This window comes from Chitinimonas viridis, from assembly GCF_030409555.1.
GTDB classification, from domain to species: Bacteria; Pseudomonadota; Gammaproteobacteria; order Burkholderiales; family Chitinimonadaceae; genus Chitinimonas; species Chitinimonas viridis.
Window position 1 is genome coordinate 204,148 of sequence record NZ_JAUFPU010000003.1, and the last position, 19,881, is coordinate 224,028.

The following is a 19,881-nucleotide window of genomic DNA, read 5'->3' on the forward strand; positions in this document are numbered from 1 at the left end:
GGCTGATGGACATGCAGCAAAATGGCCGCACTGGGCGGCCATTGATATCCATTGCTACCCGGAATCATTCCTTGGGCGGCACGTAGCCCTGTACGGCGTCTGCACCACTGCCGAAGAAATAGTTTTGTAGTTGTTGCGACAGATACTGGCGTGCACGAGCATCGGCCAGATTGAGGCGGTTCTCATTGATCAGCATGGTCTGGTGCTTGACCCAGGCAGCCCAGGCTTCCTTGGAGACCGAATCAAATATCTTCTTGCCCATCTCGCCCGGCAGCGGCGCGAAATCCAGCCCTTCGGCTTCGCGGCCCAGCTTGATGCAATTTACCATTCTGGTCATATCAATATCCTTGTTGAAACTTAACAGATGTTCGTTACGCCGCCGTGACTGGCCATCACCACGGCAAGCCGAATGTTTGGCTCCAGGCCAGTTACACCAGCGCTGCGCAGCATGTCGGGGCTTGGCGCTCGTCTTGCAGAGGAGCGACCAGCTGTCTAGGCGCATATCGTAGCGCTACATGGTCTTCAGCGCCATGCGGAAGCACGCCTGCTGAGGCGGTAGCGGTATTTCTCCGCCGTGCCTTTGAACAGGCTCTTAGCGCCTTGCCCAGTCTATGGGCTGCCCTGGCCTCACCCACAGCAAGGGCGAGCGCGTGGTCCAACCCTCAGGGGACTCGTACTGCAGGTGCAGGGGGACGGCCGTCAGGGCCGTCTTGATCGAGCCGACTCTGGATACCGGGTAGCGCCCCAAGCTGGCGGATGCAATAAAGTACTGCCCCTCCTCATAGGGGCCAAACTGCCAAGCAGCGTGGCCGTTCTCGATCGATACCCTGGCAGTCAGCGGCCTTGTTTCGTCCACGGCCATGGTTTGCGCAATCTCTGCTTCCAGGCGGGCAGAGATATCCACCATCTGTTTCTGCTGCGGGTCATAGCGGTATAACTGCCGCACCGGCACCGCCGCCGGGACACCCTTGAACAGCACGGTCGGGCAGCTTAGCCCGGTACTGCGCTTGATTTCGCAGAGTTGAGTGACAAACCAGTAGGTGGAGGTAAGCGTGGGCGAGGGTATCCATGCCTGCTCGGCGCCGGCCTCAAGCATGAACTTTCCCTGTACATCATATTCTTGGTAGTAGGTCTGGCGCACTGCCGACACCGCCCGGTCCTGGCCGATCAGGGGGACGATGGTCATCAGGAAGACCAAGGCCGCACCACCACGCTGTACCACCTTGCCACCAGGCAGATACGAGACCGCGAATCGCACGGACAAGATGCTTGCCAGGCTTACCGCAAACCAGACCAGGAACAGATAGCGATCGGGGCTATGTATGCCGGGGAAAAACACCAGCGGCACAAGGGGGCCAAGCAGGCACAGACCTAGCATAAGGGCGAGCGGCAGGCCTGCTGGCCGCTTGGATAGGTAGAAGGTCAGCGCTGCGCCCAGAATGATCGTCGGTAGTGGCCAGTACGGCCCCAGTATGAGCCTGGGGAAACCGGCGAAGGTCTGGATGGTTTGCGTCAGCAGGGCCGGCAGGTCCAGGGCCTGACCAGCAGCGTAGCCGCCCGTCACGCCGCCCAGCATGTACTGCCGCCAGATCACATAGGCGAGGGCGACGCAGAAGTAAGGGGCAAGCAGGCGCGCGCGCTCAGCTATACGGCCGAAAGGCGGCATAGCCAGCAAGACCAGGGGGAGCGGCACAAATATCTCTTTGGCCGTCGCGGCGAGCGCGTAGGCCAGGGCGCCCAGCGCCACCCATCCGCTATGCTGGCGGCGCTGTGCCAGCACAAAGGCGATGACAGCCAGGATGGCAAACAGCAAACCTTCCAGGTAGTGCCGGGTCATCAGCGCCTCTACGACGGCGGTAGTGGGCGCTCCGGCAAGGAACAGGCATGCAAATGCGAGCGACCAGGCCGGGGGCAGCCAGCATCGGCCCAGGGCATAGGCGGCGGTCGCCGCCAGGCAGAGCGAGAGCAATTGGTGCTGGTAAAAGAACAGCGGGTCTGGCCCAGCCAACCAGAGATCCAGCTTGAAGGACAGGGTTATCCAGGGGGTCAGATTATTGGGCGACAGTTTCTGCCAGTCCGCCGGATCGTGGAATGCACTGAGGCCGCTAGAGTTCATGGCGTGCCACAAGATTGCTGGGTCATCACCGCGCCACCCGCCGAAAAGTAGGCTGTAGAAATGGGTCACGGCGATGATCAGCAACAGCAGCAAGGCATGACTATCCCGAAGCTGCCAGTGTGCAGTACGACCCGAGGTGGCTAGTGATGGCTCGATAGGCGTGTTCATTCGGCCCTGGTGGAGAATGACCAGTATCGGTTAAGCAGGAAATTGGTGGCCGGCACAATCAGGATGACGCTTAACTGTGCCTTGAGATACCACCAGCCCAGGTAGTGGACGAGGCCAAACATCATGCCGGTGTTCATCAGCAAGCCCAGGATGGAGACGAGCAGGAAGCGCCAGAAACTCTGCACCGGTGAACGACTCGACTGGAATGTCCAATACTGGTTGAGCGCATAAGACACGCCCACGGCGGCTGCGAAACCGACCACCGCGCCCGCAACGGGCCGCACGCCTAGGCTTTCCACGCAGAGCGTCATCAAGCCCAGGTGGGCCAGGGTGCCCAACCCGCCCGCGACCAGATAGCGACCGGCCTGCCCCAGGATCATTGTTCAACCTGTTCCGCAATAATGTAGCGGGGGCGGCCTTTGACTTCCTCATAGATGCGCGCCACATAGGTGCCTATGATGCCCAGGCCCAGCATGACAGCACCGCCTATGATCAGCAGCAGCAGGATCACGGTCGTGAAGCCATCGACGGCCTTGCCCGCCAATTTGAGATAGATGGTCTGCATACCCAGTATCAGGGAGAACAGCATGAACCCCATGCCTGCCAGGGTAATCAGGTGCAAGGGCGCGGAAGAGAACGAGGTGACGGCCGTCATGGCTAGCCTGGTGAGTTTCAACACCGACCAAGTGGATTGGCCACCAGCGCGCTCCGGCACATCAAATGGCAGTTGCACGCGCCGAAAGCCAAGCCAAGCACTCATGCCCCTGAAGAACAGGTTGCGCTCGCCCATATGGCGCCATGCTTCGAGCACACGCCGGTCTATCAGCTTGAAGTCCGACGCACCGCGCAGGTCGTAGCCAGCCAGCAGGGCAAAGGTGCGATAGAACACCTGGGCCCTGACCCGGCTCTGCAGACTTTCCTTGCCCCGGTGCTGCTTTACCGCCTCAACCACTTCTGCGCCATCGCGCCAGCATTGCAGCATGGTGGGAATCAAGCTGGGCGGATGCTGCAAATCGCCGTCCATCACCACAATCGCCTTGCCACAGGCCTGCTCAAGGCCGGCGGCAAGCGCAGCCTCCTTGCCGAAGTTACGGCTCAGGCGCAAGCCCTTGACGGCCGGATTGTGCTTCGCCTGCGCGGTAATGGCCTGCCAAGTATCGTCGGGTGAACCGTCGTCTACCAGGATCAGCTCATAGCGGGTTTCTAGGCCCTCCAAGACTCGGCTGATCTCCTTCACCGTATCGCCCAGATGTACGCCCTCGCGGTACAGGGGGATGACAACGGACAGGTCACAGGCTTGCCGCGCAAGTTCAGACACCGGGCTTGACTCCTGCTATCGCGATCGTTGTCTTGGGTAGCCACAAAGCGTGCCGGCCAAGCGAGGCCGGTAGGGTAAGCCCAAGCTTGGCGGCAATCAGCGGCAAGGGGAAAGCATGAGGATAGGGAACCGTCTGCAGCGTCTCCAGGCCGCATTCCGCCAGCAGCCGGTGCAAGGTGTGCTGGTCAAAATAAAGCACATGCTCCGGTAGCTTGAAGGAGGGCCAGCGATAGCCCATCAGCTTGCGCCAGAAACTGCCGGCATCGGGTGCGGCGATAATGAGCGAGCCGCCTGGGCGCAGGTGCAGCAGCAAATCCCGGATGAATTCACGCGGGTGATAGGTATGCTCGATGACGTGGGTGGCGATGATGCAGTCGAACAGCTCCCCGCTGGGAACCGCCGCTACACCACCGGTATAGACGGCATCGGCATGCGCTTGCGCGGTACGCACAGCCTCCGCAGAAAAATCCGTCCCCACCCTGCGCGTGAAATAGGGCTGTGCCTCGTGCAGCAGATAGCCAAAACCACAGCCGATCTCCAACAGGCTGCCGCCCGTACGCCCCTGCTTTGCCAGTGTCTGCAGCAGGCGCCGGAATGTCGCCCGGAGCGCGGGAGCCTGGGCGGCGTAGTTGTTGTAGCCATGCTGATCACCAGAGAAGTATTGATCGTTGGCGTAATGCGCCAGCATGGCGGCCTCGGTCAGGCGGGGCGACAGGTAGCCTAGCCCACATGCCTGGCAAGACATCAGGCCATAAGGCGCAAAACGGCCCTCATACAGGGCTTTGGCCGTGGTGCTGGCGCAAAGGGGGCAGGCTGCAGATTCAAGATCGCTCATGGAGTGCCTTTGACCGCTGGCGGGTATGCATGGCCGCAGCGGGGGAATCCCAAACAGGAGACATGACTGGGCGAGAAAGTGCTCATGCCGGTTATTTCACGGGCCGTCATCGCCGTCGATGCCACCGCTAGGTGGCAAAAGGCAGCGGCTGCTTTTCTGGTGATCTGCCATGGGCGGCATGCCAGCCTTCACGGGGGGCTCACAACGAGCCTGGCGAGCGGAGGAGTGCACCTGGGCATTGGGCGCTCCCCCTTGAAGGCTGCCAATCAGACGTTAAACAGGAAATTCATCACATCGCCATCCTTGACCACATAGTCCTTGCCTTCGGCCCGCATCTTGCCGGCTTCCTTGGCACCCTGCTCGCCCTTGTAGCTGATGAAGTCGTCGAAGGAAATGGTCTGGGCCCGGATGAAGCCTCGCTCGAAGTCGGTGTGGATGACGCCGGCGGCCTGGGGGGCGGTGTCGCCCACATGGATGGTCCAGGCGCGGACTTCCTTCACGCCAGCGGTGAAGTAGGTCTGCAGGCCCAGCAGGTTGTAGCCTGCGCGTATCAAGCGGTTCAGCCCTGGCTCTTCAAAGCCAAGGTCGGCCAGGAAGGCTTGCTTGTCTTCCTCCTCGAGGTCGGACAGCTCCATCTCGATCTTGGCGCACAGCGCGACAACCGGCGCGCCTTCGGCTGCGGCATGGGCGCGCAGGCGATCCAGATGGGGGTTGTTCTCGAAACCGTCTTCCAGCACGTTGCCCACATACATGGCCGGCTTGATGGTGAGCAGGCACAGTGGCTTGAGCAAGGCCTTTTCTTCATCGGTCAGTGCCAGCGTGCGGGCCGGCTTGCCTTCGTTCAGGTGGGGCAGCAGCTTTTCGCAGGTGGCCACCAGTTTTTGTGCTTCCTTGTCTCCTGACTTGGCCTTCTTGCCTTCGCGCTGTATGGCTTTTTCCACGCCAGCCATGTCGGCCAGCGCCAGTTCGGTGACGATGACTTCGATATCGGCCAGCGGATCAATGCGGCCGGCAACGTGGACCACGTTCTCATCATCAAAACAGCGCACCACGTTCACGATGGCATCGGTCTCGCGGATATTGGCCAGGAACTGGTTGCCCAGGCCTTCACCTTTGCTGGCGCCCGCCACCAAACCGGCGATGTCGACAAACTCGACGATGGCAGGCTGGATCTTTTGCGGATTGACGATGGCCGACAGCGCCTTCAGGCGCGCATCTGGCACTTCCACGATGCCAACATTGGGCTCAATGGTGCAGAAGGGGTAGTTCTCGGCAGCGATGCCGGCCTTGGTCAAGGCGTTGAACATGGTGGACTTGCCGACGTTGGGCAGGCCGACGATGCCGCATTTGAGACTCATAGCGTGTTCCTTTGGGGAAAGGGTAATTCTAATGCGTGTTGGGGTGCCAGCGGTGAGGAGAAAAGCATGCCTTGCCGGCTGCCTTAGGCCTCGGGCTTGGCAATCTTGGGCTTGGTGTTGACCAGCATGGTGGCCTTGCTGAATTCGCCGCGGGACAGCCATTTCCAGGCGGCCAGCGAGCGGGCGATCGCTTCCTCTATCTGCGGCTGCTCATCCTGCCGGGGCCGATGGAGTACGAAATCCACCACCGGCTGGTTCAAACCCAGGGTGCGTGGGTGGCCTACGCCCAGGCGTAAACGCCAGAAATCGGCACTGCCCAGCATGGCTTGTATATCTTTGAGGCCATTGTGGCCGGCGTGGCTGCCACCTTGCTTCAGCTTGGCTTCGCCGGGTAGCAGGTCCAGTTCGTCGTGCACCACCAGGATTTCCTGCGGCAGTATTTTGTAGAAGCGTGCCAGCGCAGCTACCGCGTGGCCGGAACGATTCATATAGGTGGTTGGCTGCAGCAGCCAAACCTCCTCATCGCCCTGCTTGGCGCGTCCTGCCAGCCCCATGAACTTGCTCTCGACCCGCAGCCCCGTGCCTAGCTCGCGTGCCAGCGCATCCACCCACCAGAAGCCGGCGTTGTGGCGCGTATCAACATATTCCGACCCGGGATTGCCCAGGCCGACCACCAGACGTATGGGGAGCGGTGCAGTGCTCATGGCTTGCCATCAAGTATTAGGTTCAACGACGGAGAGTATCAGGCTGTGTAACTGAATTTGCCTTCGTTGGAATGTGAAACGGCCCGCTGGGCCTGTATAGGCTGCGGGCCGTCTAGGATAAACGCGACCGATTAAGCGGCAGCGCTTTCCTCGGTGGCAGCGCCACGTACCGACAGGATGGTCGCCACGGTAGCGTTGTCGCCATGCTTCAGGGCCACGAATTCAACACCGGCCGGCAGGGTCAGGTCGGACAGGTGGATCGAGTGACCGGCTTGCAGGTCCTTCAGGTCCACTTCGATGAACTCGGGCAGTTGGCCTGGCAGGCAGGACACATCGGCGTCGTTCATGACGTGCGACACGATGCCGCCACCCAGCTTCACGCCAGGAGCCACATCAGCGTTGATGAAGTGGAACGGCACCTTGGTGTGCAGCTTGGCGTTCGGGTCCACGCGCTGGAAATCGACGTGCATGACGATCTGCTTCCAGGGGTGGTATTGGGCGTCGCGCAGCAGCACGGACTCAGTCTTGCCGTCCACGTTCAGGCTCAGGATGCTGGCGTGGAAGGTTTCCTGCTGCATGGCGTGGTACAGGTTGTTGTGGTCCAGCACAACAGCAACAGGCTCTTGGCCGGCGCCGTAGATGATGCCGGGAACCTTGCCTGCACGACGCAGGCGGCGGCTCGCTCCGGTGCCCTGTTCGACGCGCTTGTTGGCGATAACTTCGATGGTCATGGAATTGCTCCTAAGCAACAAAAAAACATCACCCGCGACCAGGTGATGCTTGGGTAAACGGCCGTTTCCGAAGAAACAGCCGCAGAGAATCAGTCAACGAACAGGGTGGAAACCGACTCTTCGTTGTTAATGCGGCGCAGCGTCTCAGCCAGCAGCGGTGCCAAGCTGATCATGCGGATGCGGCTGGACTTCCGGGCGGCATCGCTGAGCGGGATGGTGTCGGTGACCACCAGCTCATCCAGTTCGCTATTGGCGATACGCTCAATGGCGGGGCCGGACAGTACGGGGTGGGTGGAGTAGGCCATCACCCGCTTGGCGCCGTGCTGCTTCAGTGCTTCGGCGGCTTTGCACAGGGTGTTGGCGGTATCCACCATATCGTCCATGATCAAACAGGTACGGCCTTCCACGTCACCGATGATGTGCATCACCTCGGCCACGTTTGCCTTGGGACGGCGCTTGTCAATGATGGCCAGCTCGGTGTTCAGTTGCTTGGCCATGGCACGGGCACGCAGCACACCGCCCACGTCAGGCGAGACCACCATCAGGTCTTCGTAATTCTTGGTGCGGACATCGTCGAGCAGGACCGGCGTGGCATAGATATTGTCCACGGGAATGTCGAAGAAGCCCTGGATTTGGTCTGCGTGCAGGTCGACGGTCAGCAGGCGATCCACGCCAGCAGCCTGCAGCATGTTGGCCACAACCTTGGCCGAGATGGGCACGCGGGCCGAGCGGGGGCGGCGATCCTGGCGGGCATAGCCGAAATAGGGCATGGCAGCTGTGATGCGGCCAGCCGAAGCGCGCTTCAGCGCATCGACCATCAACAGGACTTCCATCAGGTTGTCGTTGGTGGGCGCGCAGGTGGATTGCAGCACGAATACATCGCGACCACGGACATTTTCCAGTAGTTCGACAGTGGCTTCGCCGTCACTGAAACGACCTACCGTGGCACGGCCGACGGTAATGTCGAGGTGCTTGGCTACGGCGTCGGCCAACTGGGGGTTGGCATTGCCGGTGAAGACCATCAAACTTTCGTAGGCCATGTCCTGATCCTTGACAAAAAAAGAAAGCGTGTAATCGCCATTACACGCTTTCTGGTTTCTTTTTGCGTTAGGTGAGCGCATCGGCGTGCCGCCCAAACGCTTGATGAAAACTGGCAGGGGAGGTAGGGATCGAACCTACGAATGTCGGAATCAAAATCCGATGCCTTACCACTTGGCGACTCCCCTAAATCTGCCCGACTGGTTTCAATCCAGCAGATCGAACAAAGGGTGCTGCATCATGCTCTGCGCGCTAAACCCTTGCATTGTGGCAGGCAGGGCTGTAATAACACGCTCGGCTTCTACTTGTGTATCGAATGCAGCGAATACACAAGCACCGGAACCGGTCATCATCGCATTGCCATATTGGCTAAGCCAGGCAAGGTGATCAGCGATGATCGGGTACTTCCTCACGGCTACTGCTTGCAGATCGTTGTGCATCTGCTCGTTCGGAAAGGCCGCCATTATTATGGGCTCGCTGTTCCTTGTCAAGCACGGATCGGAAAAAATCTCTGCCGTAGGGACGGAGACAGGTGGAATAAGTACGACATACCATTGATTTGGCAGGCGTATAGGCTGTAGCGTTTCGCCTACACCTTCGGCAAAAGCATCTCTGCCAAAGATGAAAACCGGCACATCAGCACCGAGTTGCAAGCCCAAGGCCTGCAATTGTTCGCGGCTGAAGCGGGTGCCCCACAAATGATTCAGCGCCATCAGTGTCGTGGCGGCATCCGAGCTGCCACCGCCGAGCCCGCCCCCCATGGGCAGGCGCTTATCCAGTCGCAAGCGGCAACCTAGCCGGCTACCACTAGCTTGCTTTAACAGGCGTGCGGCGCGGATGATCAGGTCTTGCTCGGCAGGCACACCGGGTAGTGGGTTCTCATGCACGATCTCGCCGCTGTGGTCGATGGCAATATGCAAGGTGTCGCCGTGGTCTATCAGACGGAAAACAGTTTGCAACAGATGGTAGCCATCGCTGCGGCGACCTATGACATGCAAAAACAGGTTGAGCTTGGCGGGGGCGGGGAAGGCGTGATAGGTCATGGTTGGGTGCTGGACAGCTGCCAGTCATAAAGCGCAATGCGAACTTCCAGGTCGGGGCGGTTCAGGGTCAGGCGGCTGGGCGCATGGGTGCCCGCATCAAGCGGAAAGCGTATTTGCCAACCATCCTGTTCCAGCAGCCTATGGTTGTCGTCCTGGGTCCAGAAGGCGGGGCGGTCGGGTGCCGCCAAGCCCAAGAGCCAGAAGCGCAGTCCGCTGGCAGGCAGGCGCCAGCCGAGTTCGCGCTCGCTCAGAGCCTCCACATCGTCTGCACTGCGCAGTTTGCCGTCGCTGTCAAAAAAGCGCGCGCCGCTTGGGTCCAGCTCTACCCTGGCCATGATCTGCCCCAGCGGGTTGCTGACGTCCACCGTGTCGCGCTGGTCATCGTGTATCCAGCTGAAGCGAGCGGTGTAGCCCTTGCCGGCGGCATTGACGGCCACCCGGCCATTGACCGTGTAGCGCTCGGGGAGCTGGCTGAGGGCGCCAGGGGCCGGCATCTGGGTGGCGCAGCCAGCCAGCAGCAAGGCGGCCAGGGCCACCATCAGGGAGTAACGCAGCATGGTCTCAGTTACCGGTCAGTCGTTGCACTGTTTCGGCCAGTACCTGGTGAGCCGGGTCCAGCTTCTTGCCTTCCGCCCATATCTTGCGGGCCTCGCTGCGTCTGCCTGCCTGCCACAGTGCCTCGCCATAGTGCGCGGCGATTTCCGGGTCGGGCTGGGCGGCGAAGGCGCGGGCCAGCCAGATAACGGCTTCCTTCACATTGCCTCGGCGATACTGCAGCCAGCCCATGCTGTCTATGATCACCGGGTTGTCCGGATCCTGCTCCAGTGCTTTCTTGAGCAAGGCTTCGGCCTCGTCGTAGCGCTGTGTGCGGTTGGCCAGGGTATAGCCCAGCGCATTAAGACCAGCCGGATTGTCCGGCTTGAGTGTCAGATAGCGGCGTAGATCGCTTTCGGCGGCGGCCACGTCACCCATCAGGTCAAATATGAGGGAGCGGTCGTAGAGCAGATCGGGGTTGTCCGCGTGCGCAAGCAAACCGGCATCCAGTGCCGATTTCGCCCGTTCGGGCTCTTTCAGTTCACGCCATATTTGCGCTTCCAGCTGCACTCGGGTGATCTGGTCGTTCTTGCTGGCATCGGGCAGCAGTTGCAAGGTGGCCAGGGCCGCATCCCGGTTGCCCAGTTTGGCTTCTATGCGGGCCAGGCGTAGATTGGCCTGGGCCGCCTGTTCGCTGTCCCTGGCGCTGACATAATGTGTGCGGGCCTTTTCCAGCAGGCCTTGTTCCTCGGCGATGGTACCCAGATAGAAATGCACCAGTCCTGGCTTGTTCACGCCCAGGGCCAGCGCCTTGTCCAGCGGTGCCTCGGCCTCGGCGTAGCGGCGCAACTGCAGGGCGGTCAGCGCCTGGCCTAATAGATATTCCACTTCGGCTGGATACTCGCGACTGAGTTCGTCATACAGTTTTGCGGCGGCGGGCAACTGCTTGCCATCGCTCAACTCGCGTGCCAGCGCAGCCCGTAGCTCACGCGATTTCGGCTGGGCTTTTACGGCTTGCTGCAGGTAGGCAATACCGGCCTCCGGTGACTGCTGGCCTATCAGGTTGGCGCGATACAGCATGGCCTGTTCCCAGCCGGGTCGGCGCTTGAGCGCCTCATCTATCGCTGCCACGGCGGTCAGGTTGTTCTTGGCGTTGACAGCCGCCAGGGCGATGGCCAGTGCGGCCTCTGGTAGCTCGGGAAAGCCGGCAGCCAGTTGCTGGGTTAGCGCCAGTATGGCCTGGCGATCGGCCTGTGGTTGCCATAGCGTGTGCATGCGCAGGAACACCCCCGCGGCATCGCTGGGGCGATCGCGCATCCAGCTGCCCAGCTCCTGCCCTGCCTCCGCGACCATGCCGGTGCTGCTGAAGATATGCAGCAGGTGCTGGCGTGGCGTCAGCGAGCCGGGATCCAGCTCCTGCCATAGGCGGGCAGCCTGTACGGCCTGGGGGATGCGTCCGGCAGCAAAGCTCACCTGCAGGGCTCGCTCGGCGGCGCGTACATCGCGGCTGCGCCGGGCGATCTCCAGCCAACTGTCGCTGGCCAACTGCTTGTCACCCTTGGCGACGGCTACTTCGCCCAGCAGCATGCCGAACAGCAGTTCGCGCGTCAGTTCCTGCTTGGGGTAATTGGGCTCCACCACCGGCGTTACGGCTACAGCCACTGGCGCTGCGGGTTCAGCCGGCGCTGACTCCGCTGGGGGCGGTGGCGGCGTCACGCTGGCGCAACTGGCCAGCAGGGCGGTGGTCAGGGCGATCAGGCGATTACGGTAGGCGTGCTGGTTGGTCATGTCAGTATCCTTGTCTGCCGGCTCAGGCAGCATCTGCGACCATGCTATAGTCGTTCGTTCTTTCATCTTAACCCGTTCGGCAGCAACCATGCCTGAATTGCCCGAAGTAGAAACTACCCGGCGCGGTATCGCGGCCGCGATGGACGGCGCCGTGCTGCAGGGCGCGGTAGTGCGCGAGGCGCGCTTGCGCTGGCCGGTGCCGCCTGATCTGGCAGAGCGGGTGGCTGGGCTCGGCGTGCGGCGCATCTGGCGGCGGGCCAAGTACCTGTTGTTGGACATCGGCCATGGCCATTTGATCCTGCATCTCGGGATGTCGGGCAGTTTGCGGGTGGTCGCGGCAGATACGCCGCCCGCCAAGCACGATCATGTCGACCTGCTGTTCGATCGCGCAGGACAGCAATACGCATTGCGTTATCGCGACCCTCGGCGCTTTGGCGCCCTGTTGTGGCAGCCTGGCGAATTGTTCGCCCATCCTTTGCTCTGCCATCTGGGGCCGGAGCCGTTGGAGGCAGACTTTACGGCGGCGTATCTGAAGCAGATGCTGCTGGGCAAGCAGGCGGCCATCAAGCTGGCCATCATGGATAACCATATCGTCGTGGGCGTGGGCAATATCTACGCCAATGAAGCCCTGTTCCGCGCAGGCATACGCCCAAGCCGGCCCGCCAGCAAGTTGAGTCGGCCAGATTGCCAGCGACTGGTGGCGGCCATACAGGCAACCCTGACCGAGGCCATCGCGGCAGGCGGCAGTACCTTGCGCGATTTTGTCGATAGCGAAGGCAAGCCTGGTTATTTTCAACAGCGCTATTTTGTATATGGCCGGGATGAACAACCCTGCTTACAGTGTGGTAATCCGATTCGATCAGGCCGCCTGGGGCAGCGCTCAACCTATTGGTGCACGCAATGCCAGCCACGCTGAGCGTTGCCGTGGCCGACCATTCCCGGGTCGGGGCGGGCTATTGGCGTGCCAGCAGGGCGACTCGGGATAATGAACCTATTCATTGCGGGTAGCATATGCTGCCGCCGTAAGGCTGGACTTGACCGATGACCGCGCTTGCATAGCGTTGCCACACGTTATTTAATGACAATGAAATGCGTTTTCCCTGTTTGAAGATTTTGCCGGGTTAAGCGCCACCCCCATTTGCCCTTTTTATACATGCGCCAGCACGCTGCTCCTGCTGTGCGAGAGGATAGAAACATGTCGCACGACAACCTTGTTGCTGATTTTGAAGCCTATAGCGGCTGGCGCGGGAATCTAATCCAGCGCATCGGGGATTTACAACGCTGGTTGTCCGAGCAGGATCTGAACGATGCCCAGACCAATATGCGCATCCAGCATTTGCTGGATAAGCTGCGTGAGGACAAGCTCAATATCGCCTTTGTGGCGGAGTTTTCCAGGGGCAAGTCAGAGCTGATCAATGCGATTTTCTTCGCTGAATACAAGCAGCGGGTTTTGCCTTCGTCTGCCGGCCGCACCACCATGTGTCCGACCGAGCTGCAATACGATGCGGCGCGGCCCAATTGCATACAGCTGTTGCCTATCGAGACCCGCGCAGGGGATACCACCACCTCCGAGTATCGCCGCTATCCCGAGGAGTGGCATACGGTCGAACTCGATATCGAGTCGGGCGAAGCCATGCTGGCTGCCTTTCAGCAAGTAGGCCTGAAAAAATGGGTGGTGGTGGAAGAGGCCAAGCGCCTGGGGCTATTTGACGACGCCGATCCTGATCACAAACTGTCGGTGCAGGATGGCAAGATCGAGATTCCTTGCTGGCGCCATGCCATCATCAATTTCCCCCATCCTTTGCTGAAGCAGGGCTTGGTGATACTGGATACACCAGGTCTCAATGCCATCGGTACCGAGCCGGAACTGACGCTCAATCTGCTGCCTAATGCCCACGCCATCCTGTTTATCCTGGCGGCCGATACCGGCGTCACCAAGACGGATATCGATGTCTGGCGCAACCATATCGGCCGTGCCCAGGGGGGGCAACGCGGCCGCTTGGTGGTGCTGAACAAGATAGACGGCCTGTGGGACAGCCTGAAGAGCGAAGGGGAGATCGACGCCGAGATCGACAAGCAGGTCAAGACCAGCGCCGAGCTGCTGGGCATCAAGACCAGCCAGGTATTCCCAGTATCGGCCCAGAAGGGCCTGGTGGCCAAGATCAACGATGACGACGAATTGCTGGAGAAGACCCGCATCGTCAAGCTCGAGCGTGCGCTGTCGGATGATCTGATCCCCTTCAAGCAGGAAATAGTCCGTGATAACACCCAGACCGAGGTGGAAGACTTGGTATTGGCCACGCGCGGCATCCTGAATGCCCGCCGCGAAGGCGTGCGTGAGCAGCTGGACGAGCTGACCGCATTGCGCGGCAAGAACCGCGACGTGATCGAACACATGCTGGACAAGATCCAGGAAGAGAAGGCCCATTTCGAGCGCGGCATGCAGCGCTTCCAGGCCTTGCGCAGCGTGTTCTCCCAGCAGACCAATGTGCTGTTTGGCTATCTGGGCATGGATGGACTGAAGAACCGTATTACCAAGATACGGATGGAAATGGATGCCTCCAGCTTCTCCTCTGGTCTGACCGGCGCTATGCAGAAGTTTTTCAAGGATATCAACGGCAACATCACCAAGTCGGCGGAGCAGGTAGCGGAAATCCAGGCCATGATGGCTGGCATGTATAAGAAGTTCAGCGATGAGCACGGCTTGGGCGCCGTGTCGCCGCCACCTTTCTCTACCTTGAAATACCACAAGGAAATTGCCCGCCTGGAAAAGAGTTTCCACGAGCATTTCAATACCTTTGGGGCAATTCTCACCACCTCGCAAAACAAGCTAACCAAGAAGTTCTTTGAAACCATCGCCAGCCGCGTGGTGTATGTCTATGAGGTCGCCAACCGGGATGCCGAGAACTGGCTAAAGGCGGTGATGGCCCCCATGGAAACCCAGGTACGCGAACACCAGATGCAGCTGCGCAGGCGGCTGGAGAGTGTCAAGCGCATCCACAAGGCGACCGATACGCTGGAAGACCGGATTGAAGAGTTAAGCGAGATTGATGCGGTTATTCAGCAACAATTGAACGAGCTCGATGCGCGCTTGAAAAAGACCTATGAAGCGCTCAATGACGCCATGAAACCGGTGGCAAGGCAGGCTGCCTAGGAACAAGTATTTAATACCAATAGCATATTTAGTGCTTGCGCCAGGATATTTATTGGGTTATAGGTTGATTTGGAGATGCCTTCGACTGCATAATATCCGCAGTCTTTTGACCAAAATCACTAATTGATCCAGGAGAATTAAAATGGTGGACTTGTCTGGCCTGTCCTTGCCGCAGCTTTATCAACTGCAAAAAGACCTTGAGCGTGAAATTTCGCGCCGCAAGGTCGAAGACAAGCAAAAGGCTATCTCCGACCTGCAAAAGCTCGCGGCAGAACGTGGCTTCAGCCTGAACGAGCTCCTGGGTGCCGATTTGCCCAGCAAGCGCGGTGGCAAGCGCGGCCCGGTGGCGGCTCAGTTCAAGAATCCTGCCAATCCTGAGCAAACCTGGAGTGGCCGTGGCCGCAAGCCGCAATGGGTGGTCGATCACCTGGCCAAGGGTGGTAGCATCGACAGCCTGCGCGTGTAAGCCAGCCTCGCACGCCTGCAAAAAAGGAAGCCGTTCAGCTTCCTTTTTTATTATCTGCATGCAATGAAACGTTTATATCGGTAGCAAGCAATCCGTAGTTCGTGGCCAATGTGATAGGCTTGCTCGCCATGCGCTGGCAATTGCCCATCTCCTACCTTGCACGTGATGCCATGCCGTCCTGGTTGGGGCGGCATTTTTTGCTGGCCTGGCATGCGGTCATATTGGTCACCAGCTGGTATCCGTTCTCGGGCTGGCGTTATACCGGCGAGCCTATCTGGGCGTTTTTGGCCTACCCCTTGCCGCACTATCATACCGTGGCAGACAACGCGCTCAATCTATTGGCCTATCTGCCCTTGGGATATGCCTGGGCCTTGTATTTCCGTTGTCGCTGGTTTGCGCCCCTGGCCGCGCTGGTATTTGGTGCCATGCTTTCTGGCTCGGTCGAGTTCGTACAGCAATTCCTGCCCCAGCGCGTACCATCCAATCTCGATCTCATCTACAACACCTCCGGTAGTCTGATCGGTGCATTATTGGCCGGCCTATTCAGCAAACTGCTGATACTGCGGGGCTGGCATGTGTTTCGCCAGCAATGGTTCCGCGAGGGCTCGCAGGCCGACTATGGCCTGATCCTCCTGCTCCTGTGGTTTATCTCACAACTGAATCCTGCTGTTCCCTTGTTCGGGGTGGTGGTGCAGCCTGTCGGTCTGCCGCAGCCCTGGGTGTCGCCCATAGAAAACGCCCTGCTCTTTCTACGGGGGCTGGAAGCATTCGGGGTCATGCTCAGCCTGATGGGGGTGAGTCTGATCGTGGTGACACTGCTGGCGCACCGCCGACGCGCCATGGTGGCCATCATTGGCCTGATCCTGCTATCGCTGCTGCTCAAGGTATTGTTTGCCGGCGCCCTGCTCAAGCCAGATGAGTTCCTCACCTGGTTCAACGTCAATGTGCTGACAGGTGGGGTGCTGGGCCTAGGGCTGCTATTTCTGTTGCTGCGGCTGAAGCGGCGCTGGCAGGCGCTGGTGGCCTTGCTGTGTGTCGGCCTGACCCAGCTAGTAGAAGCCATGTGGCCACTGACTGCGCAGCCCTATGGCATGCTCAGCCTGTTCCGTTGGCGCTACGGCCTGCGCGATTTCAACGGCCTGACCCAGACGCTCTCCGAAGTCTGGCCCTGGCTGGCGACGGTTTACCTGATCTGGCTGATGGTGCGGGACTATCGACGCAGCGTGCAGCCCACCGTGCTCAGCCGTTGAGATCGGGCTGCGGGTCGGGCTGGACCTGTAGGGCAATCGTAGGGTTCTGGAAGGGTTCGCCCCGCAGCAGCTTATCCAGCATGGCCGGGTCTTTCCACTCTGCCTTGCATTGTTCCGAGAAGATCACCTGCTCCAAGGCGATCAGGCCCATGCGCGGATTATAGGCATCCGCGCGGAAACACTGCGCGTAACCGGTTTCGGTTTCATGGGCGATCACAGAATGCAGCACCACATCCTGCTCGCCATTGGCCATGGCGGTGTTCTTGAGTATGGCGTCGATGATGACGAAGAACAGTCGTGAGAACTGCTCGGCCGATGGCGACACCGGCATGGCGATCCAGCGCTGCGAATAGCGCTTGGCCCAGGCTATGTAGTCTGCCTCGTCCCGGTCCCAGAAGCAGATGGCGTGATCAAACGCGTCGATCACATCACGTATCGTGCCCTTCATCAGGCCGAAGTCATACACCATCTGGCCATGGTCCAGCGCCTGGGCCTCCAGCAGCACCTCCACCTTGTAGCTATGGCCGTGGATGGAGTGGCGGCAGCGATCGCTACTGCAATTGCGCACGATGTGGGCGTTTTCGAACTTGAACAGTTTGCGTATCAGCATGGAATGGCTCCTGCAGACAGCCGGCGTTGCAGACCACGGCGCCTGTGTGCAGCGTAGAGGAGTATGGGGATAGCCCAATTGTGCCAGTCCGCCAAAAAAAAGCCACGCGCTTGGCGTGGCAAATCATCTACGGATGGAGTGAGACGACAATGCGATGCACCACGGGTAGGTGGTGCAGTCAGGCCGCTCCAGACCCTTGCGGGCACACGGGACAGCCGAACTCGGGGTGCCGGAAGGCTTAGAACGCCGCGATGACGGCGCCTTTGTACTTCTCGGCAATGAACTGCTTCACTTCGGAAGAGGTCAAGGCGGCGGTCAGTTTCTTCAAGGCCGCGTTGTGCTGGTTGTCGGTGCGGGTCACCACATAGTTGGCATAGGGCGAGTTGGCATCCTCGATCAACAGGGCATCGCGGGTGGGCAGCAGCTTGGCTTCCAGCGCGTAGTTGGTGTTGATCAGCGCCAGATCCACCTGGTCCAGTATGCGTGGCAGGGTCGCCGCCTCCAGCTCCTTGAATTTCAGCTTCTTCGGGTTGCCGACGATGTCTTTCACGCTGGAAAGAATATTCCGGCTGTCCTTCAGTTTGATGACCCCATGCTTGTCCAGCAGTACCAGCGCACGGCCGGCATTGGAGGCTTCGTTCGGTATGGCTACCACGGCACCTTCGGTAAGCTCGGCAATTTTCCTGATCTTTCGGGAATAGGCACCAAATGGCTCCACATGCACGGCCGCTCCCGTCACCAGGCTGGTGCCACGGTTCTTGTTGAATTCGGTGAGGTAGGGCTTGGTCTGGAAGTAGTTGGCGTCGACACGTTTTTCAGCCAATTGCACATTGGGTTGCACGTAGTCGGTGAAAACCTTCACGTCCAGCTCCACACCTTGCTTGGCCAAGGCAGGTTTGACGAAGGCCAGGATCTCGGCGTGCGGCACGGCGGTGGCAGCAATAGTCAGTTTCTCGGCTTGGGCGGAGAGCGCGGCCAGGGTGGCAGAGGCCAGCAGCAGGGTCTTGAACAGTTTCATGATTTTTTTCCTTGTGATGGACAGCGAGCTTGGGGGAGTCTTTATTTGCGGGTGGCACGACGGACCAGCCAGTCGCCCGCCATCTGCAGTATTTGCACCACGGCCAGCAGGGCCAGGACGGTGATCACCATGACTTCGGTCTGGAAGCGCTGATAGCCGTAGCGGATGGCCAGGTCGCCTAGCCCGCCGCCGCCGATCACGCCCGACATGGCGGTATAGGAGACCAGGGTCACCGCCGTTACGGTGGTGGCCGCCAGCAGGCCGGGGAGGGCCTCGGGCAGCAGGGCGCGGCTGACGATCTGCCAGGTGGTGGCGCCCATGGCCTGGGTGGCTTCGACTATGCCCAGATCCACCTCGCGCAGGGCGGACTCAACCAGCCGGGCAAAGAACGGTGCGGCGCCGACCACTAGAGGCGGGATGGCACCGGCGACGCCGATGGAGGTACCCACCAGCTTGACGGTCACCGGGATCAGCACGATCAGCAGGATGACGAAGGGCATGGACCGCAAAGCGTTGATCACGAAAGAGAGCGTGGCGTAGGCCGGCTGGTTGGCCAGCAGCCTGCGCGGCCCCAGCAGGTAGAGCAGCACGCCCAGTGGCAGGCCCAGCAGCACGGTAAAGGTGAGGGACGCGCCCAGCATGGTCAGCGTGTCGAGGGTTGCGGTGCCTATGTCGGCCCAGTCGATCAGGCTCCAGTCGAACAATGGGGCGCTCATGCTGCCAAGGCCTCGCAGCGAACGCCACGGCTGGCAAAAGCGGCCTGGGCGGCGCTGACATCGCCTTGCAGGCCCACGATCAATTGCCCATAGGGCCTGTCCTTGATGCGGCCTACGCTGCCTTGCAGGATGTTGATCGGGCTGGCGAGCTGCTGGCCCACTTCGGCGATCACCGGCTCATAGGTGGCGGCATCGACAAAGGTCAGGCGCAGCAGCTTGCCGGCGACTGAGTGGAGCTTGCCCGCCAGGTCCAGCACGGCGGCGTGGCCATCTTCGGCCACCATATTGCGGCTGGCGGCATGCTGGGGGTGCAGGAAGACGTCAGCGACCGTGCCTTGCTCGACGATGCTGCCGCCGTCGATGACAGCCACCCGATCGCAGATGGCCCGGACCACGGCCATTTCGTGTGTGATCAGCACGATGGTCAGGCCCAGTCGCTGGTTGATGTCCAGCAGCAGTTGCAGGATGGCCTGGGTGGTTTGCGGGTCCAGCGCGGAAGTGGCCTCGTCGCACAGCAGCAGCTTGGGTTGGTTGGCCAGGGCGCGGGCGATGCCGACGCGTTGCTTTTGTCCGCCAGAGAGTTGCGCGGGATATTGTTGGGCTTGTTCGGTCAGGCCTACCAGTGCCAGCAACTCGGCGACCCGCGCCGCCATGGCGGAGGAGTCCAGTTCGCCGGCCAGTTCCAGGGCAAAGCGGATGTTGGCAGCGACTGTGCGATGGGCCAGCAGATTGAAGTGCTGGAACACCATGCCTATTTGCCGGCGTAGTGTCCGTAGGCCTGCCTGGTCGAGTGCGGTGGCATCTATGCCATCAATGAGCACCCGGCCTTGGTCGGGACGTTCCAGCAGGTTGAGGGTGCGTAGCAGGGTGCTTTTGCCGGCGCCGGAGCGGCCGATGATGCCGAAGATCTGGCCGGCGGGAATCTGCAGCTGGATATCTTGTAGGGCGGTGACCTGGCGGCCGTCGACCTGGTAAGTTTTGTTGAGGTGATGAAGTTCGATCACGGGGTGTCCGTTCACTGGTGTAGCGGGCCA

At 60.3% G+C, this 19,881-nt stretch carries 20 protein-coding genes, 1 tRNA gene and 1 pseudogene; 4 read left to right on the forward strand and 18 right to left on the reverse strand.

Annotated elements, in window-relative coordinates; genetic code table 11:
- Window positions 1–64 precede the first annotated feature (64 nt).
- The 13 genes from QWZ03_RS03770 to QWZ03_RS03830 form a co-directional block, all read right to left on the reverse strand.
- Window positions 65–337 carry an oxidative damage protection protein gene (locus QWZ03_RS03770; protein WP_284197113.1) on the reverse strand — a complete coding sequence of 91 codons (273 nt, stop codon included), beginning with the start codon at window positions 335–337 and terminating at the stop codon, window positions 65–67.
- 255 nt (window positions 338–592) lie between these two features.
- Window positions 593–2,284 carry a hypothetical protein gene (locus QWZ03_RS03775; RefSeq protein ID WP_290331532.1) on the reverse strand — a complete coding sequence of 564 codons (1,692 nt, stop codon included), beginning with the start codon at window positions 2,282–2,284 and terminating at the stop codon, window positions 593–595.
- Window positions 2,281–2,664 carry a GtrA family protein gene (locus QWZ03_RS03780; protein WP_290331533.1) on the reverse strand — a complete coding sequence of 128 codons (384 nt, stop codon included), beginning with the start codon at window positions 2,662–2,664 and terminating at the stop codon, window positions 2,281–2,283. Before QWZ03_RS03780 ends, QWZ03_RS03775 begins: the two co-directional genes overlap by 4 nt.
- A complete protein-coding gene (locus QWZ03_RS03785; protein WP_290331534.1) occupies window positions 2,661–3,602 on the reverse strand; it encodes a glycosyltransferase family 2 protein in 942 nt (313 codons plus the stop codon). The genes QWZ03_RS03780 and QWZ03_RS03785 overlap by 4 nt, the downstream gene beginning before the upstream one ends.
- Entirely contained in the window at window positions 3,595–4,437 is an 843-nt protein-coding gene (locus tag QWZ03_RS03790; protein WP_290331536.1) for a class I SAM-dependent methyltransferase, read from the reverse strand. The genes QWZ03_RS03785 and QWZ03_RS03790 overlap by 8 nt, the downstream gene beginning before the upstream one ends.
- Before the next feature lie 266 nt (window positions 4,438–4,703).
- Complete coding sequence (ychF, locus tag QWZ03_RS03795; protein WP_290331537.1) at window positions 4,704–5,795, reverse strand: redox-regulated ATPase YchF; 1,092 nt, start codon at window positions 5,793–5,795, stop codon at window positions 4,704–4,706.
- An 83-nt stretch (window positions 5,796–5,878) separates the two neighbouring features.
- A complete protein-coding gene (gene pth, locus QWZ03_RS03800) occupies window positions 5,879–6,499 on the reverse strand; it encodes an aminoacyl-tRNA hydrolase (RefSeq protein WP_290331538.1) in 621 nt (206 codons plus the stop codon).
- 131 nt (window positions 6,500–6,630) lie between these two features.
- Window positions 6,631–7,230 (reverse strand): 50S ribosomal protein L25/general stress protein Ctc, encoded by a 600-nt coding sequence (locus QWZ03_RS03805; RefSeq protein WP_308447039.1) that lies wholly within the window; start codon window positions 7,228–7,230, stop codon window positions 6,631–6,633.
- A gap of 89 nt (window positions 7,231–7,319) precedes the next feature.
- A complete protein-coding gene (locus QWZ03_RS03810) occupies window positions 7,320–8,270 on the reverse strand; it encodes a ribose-phosphate pyrophosphokinase (RefSeq protein WP_284197120.1) in 951 nt (316 codons plus the stop codon).
- Window positions 8,271–8,381: 111 nt separating this feature from the next.
- Window positions 8,382–8,456: transfer RNA gene (locus QWZ03_RS03815), tRNA-Gln, on the reverse strand.
- 18 nt (window positions 8,457–8,474) lie between these two features.
- Entirely contained in the window at window positions 8,475–9,311 is an 837-nt protein-coding gene (ispE, locus tag QWZ03_RS03820; RefSeq protein ID WP_290331539.1) for a 4-(cytidine 5'-diphospho)-2-C-methyl-D-erythritol kinase, read from the reverse strand.
- The gene (lolB, locus tag QWZ03_RS03825; RefSeq protein WP_290331540.1) at window positions 9,308–9,868 is read right to left on the reverse strand and encodes a lipoprotein insertase outer membrane protein LolB; all 561 of its coding nucleotides are present in this window, start codon (window positions 9,866–9,868) and stop codon (window positions 9,308–9,310) included. Before lolB ends, ispE begins: the two co-directional genes overlap by 4 nt.
- Window positions 9,869–9,872: 4 nt before the next feature.
- Window positions 9,873–11,633 carry a tetratricopeptide repeat protein gene (locus tag QWZ03_RS03830; RefSeq protein ID WP_290331541.1) on the reverse strand — a complete coding sequence of 587 codons (1,761 nt, stop codon included), beginning with the start codon at window positions 11,631–11,633 and terminating at the stop codon, window positions 9,873–9,875.
- 88 nt (window positions 11,634–11,721) lie between these two features.
- Between QWZ03_RS03830 and mutM the strand changes: the two genes are divergently transcribed.
- The 4 genes from mutM (at window position 11,722) to QWZ03_RS03850 (ending at window position 16,503) form a co-directional block, all read left to right on the forward strand.
- Window positions 11,722–12,549 (forward strand): bifunctional DNA-formamidopyrimidine glycosylase/DNA-(apurinic or apyrimidinic site) lyase, encoded by an 828-nt coding sequence (gene mutM, locus QWZ03_RS03835; protein ID WP_290331542.1) that lies wholly within the window; start codon window positions 11,722–11,724, stop codon window positions 12,547–12,549.
- A 279-nt stretch (window positions 12,550–12,828) separates the two neighbouring features.
- Window positions 12,829–14,787: a dynamin family protein gene (locus tag QWZ03_RS03840; protein WP_290331543.1), complete on the forward strand. Its 1,959-nt coding sequence runs from the start codon at window positions 12,829–12,831 to the stop codon at window positions 14,785–14,787.
- A 142-nt stretch (window positions 14,788–14,929) separates the two neighbouring features.
- Window positions 14,930–15,253: an H-NS histone family protein gene (locus QWZ03_RS03845; protein ID WP_284197126.1), complete on the forward strand. Its 324-nt coding sequence runs from the start codon at window positions 14,930–14,932 to the stop codon at window positions 15,251–15,253.
- 128 nt (window positions 15,254–15,381) lie between these two features.
- Window positions 15,382–16,503 carry a VanZ family protein gene (locus QWZ03_RS03850; RefSeq protein ID WP_290331544.1) on the forward strand — a complete coding sequence of 374 codons (1,122 nt, stop codon included), beginning with the start codon at window positions 15,382–15,384 and terminating at the stop codon, window positions 16,501–16,503.
- Here QWZ03_RS03850 and QWZ03_RS03855 read toward each other — a convergent pair.
- The 5 genes and pseudogenes from QWZ03_RS03855 to QWZ03_RS03870 all read right to left on the reverse strand — a co-directional run.
- On the reverse strand, window positions 16,493–17,113 hold the full coding sequence (locus QWZ03_RS03855; protein ID WP_290331545.1) for a 6-pyruvoyl trahydropterin synthase family protein: 621 nt from the start codon (window positions 17,111–17,113) through the stop codon (window positions 16,493–16,495). The genes QWZ03_RS03850 and QWZ03_RS03855 overlap by 11 nt on opposite strands.
- A gap of 238 nt (window positions 17,114–17,351) precedes the next feature.
- Complete coding sequence (locus QWZ03_RS03860) at window positions 17,352–18,131, reverse strand: MetQ/NlpA family ABC transporter substrate-binding protein (protein ID WP_290331546.1); 780 nt, start codon at window positions 18,129–18,131, stop codon at window positions 17,352–17,354.
- Between the two features lie 41 nt (window positions 18,132–18,172).
- On the reverse strand, window positions 18,173–18,847 hold the full coding sequence (locus tag QWZ03_RS03865) for a methionine ABC transporter permease (RefSeq protein WP_284197130.1): 675 nt from the start codon (window positions 18,845–18,847) through the stop codon (window positions 18,173–18,175).
- Window positions 18,844–19,131, reverse strand: a complete 288-nt coding sequence (locus QWZ03_RS21040) for an NIL domain-containing protein (protein ID WP_439954237.1) — start codon at window positions 19,129–19,131, stop codon at window positions 18,844–18,846. Before QWZ03_RS21040 ends, QWZ03_RS03865 begins: the two co-directional genes overlap by 4 nt.
- Window positions 19,117–19,851: pseudogene (locus QWZ03_RS03870) on the reverse strand (methionine ABC transporter ATP-binding protein); the annotation flags it as partial. The gene QWZ03_RS21040 and the pseudogene QWZ03_RS03870, both read right to left, overlap by 15 nt.
- Window positions 19,852–19,881: the final 30 nt, after the last annotated feature.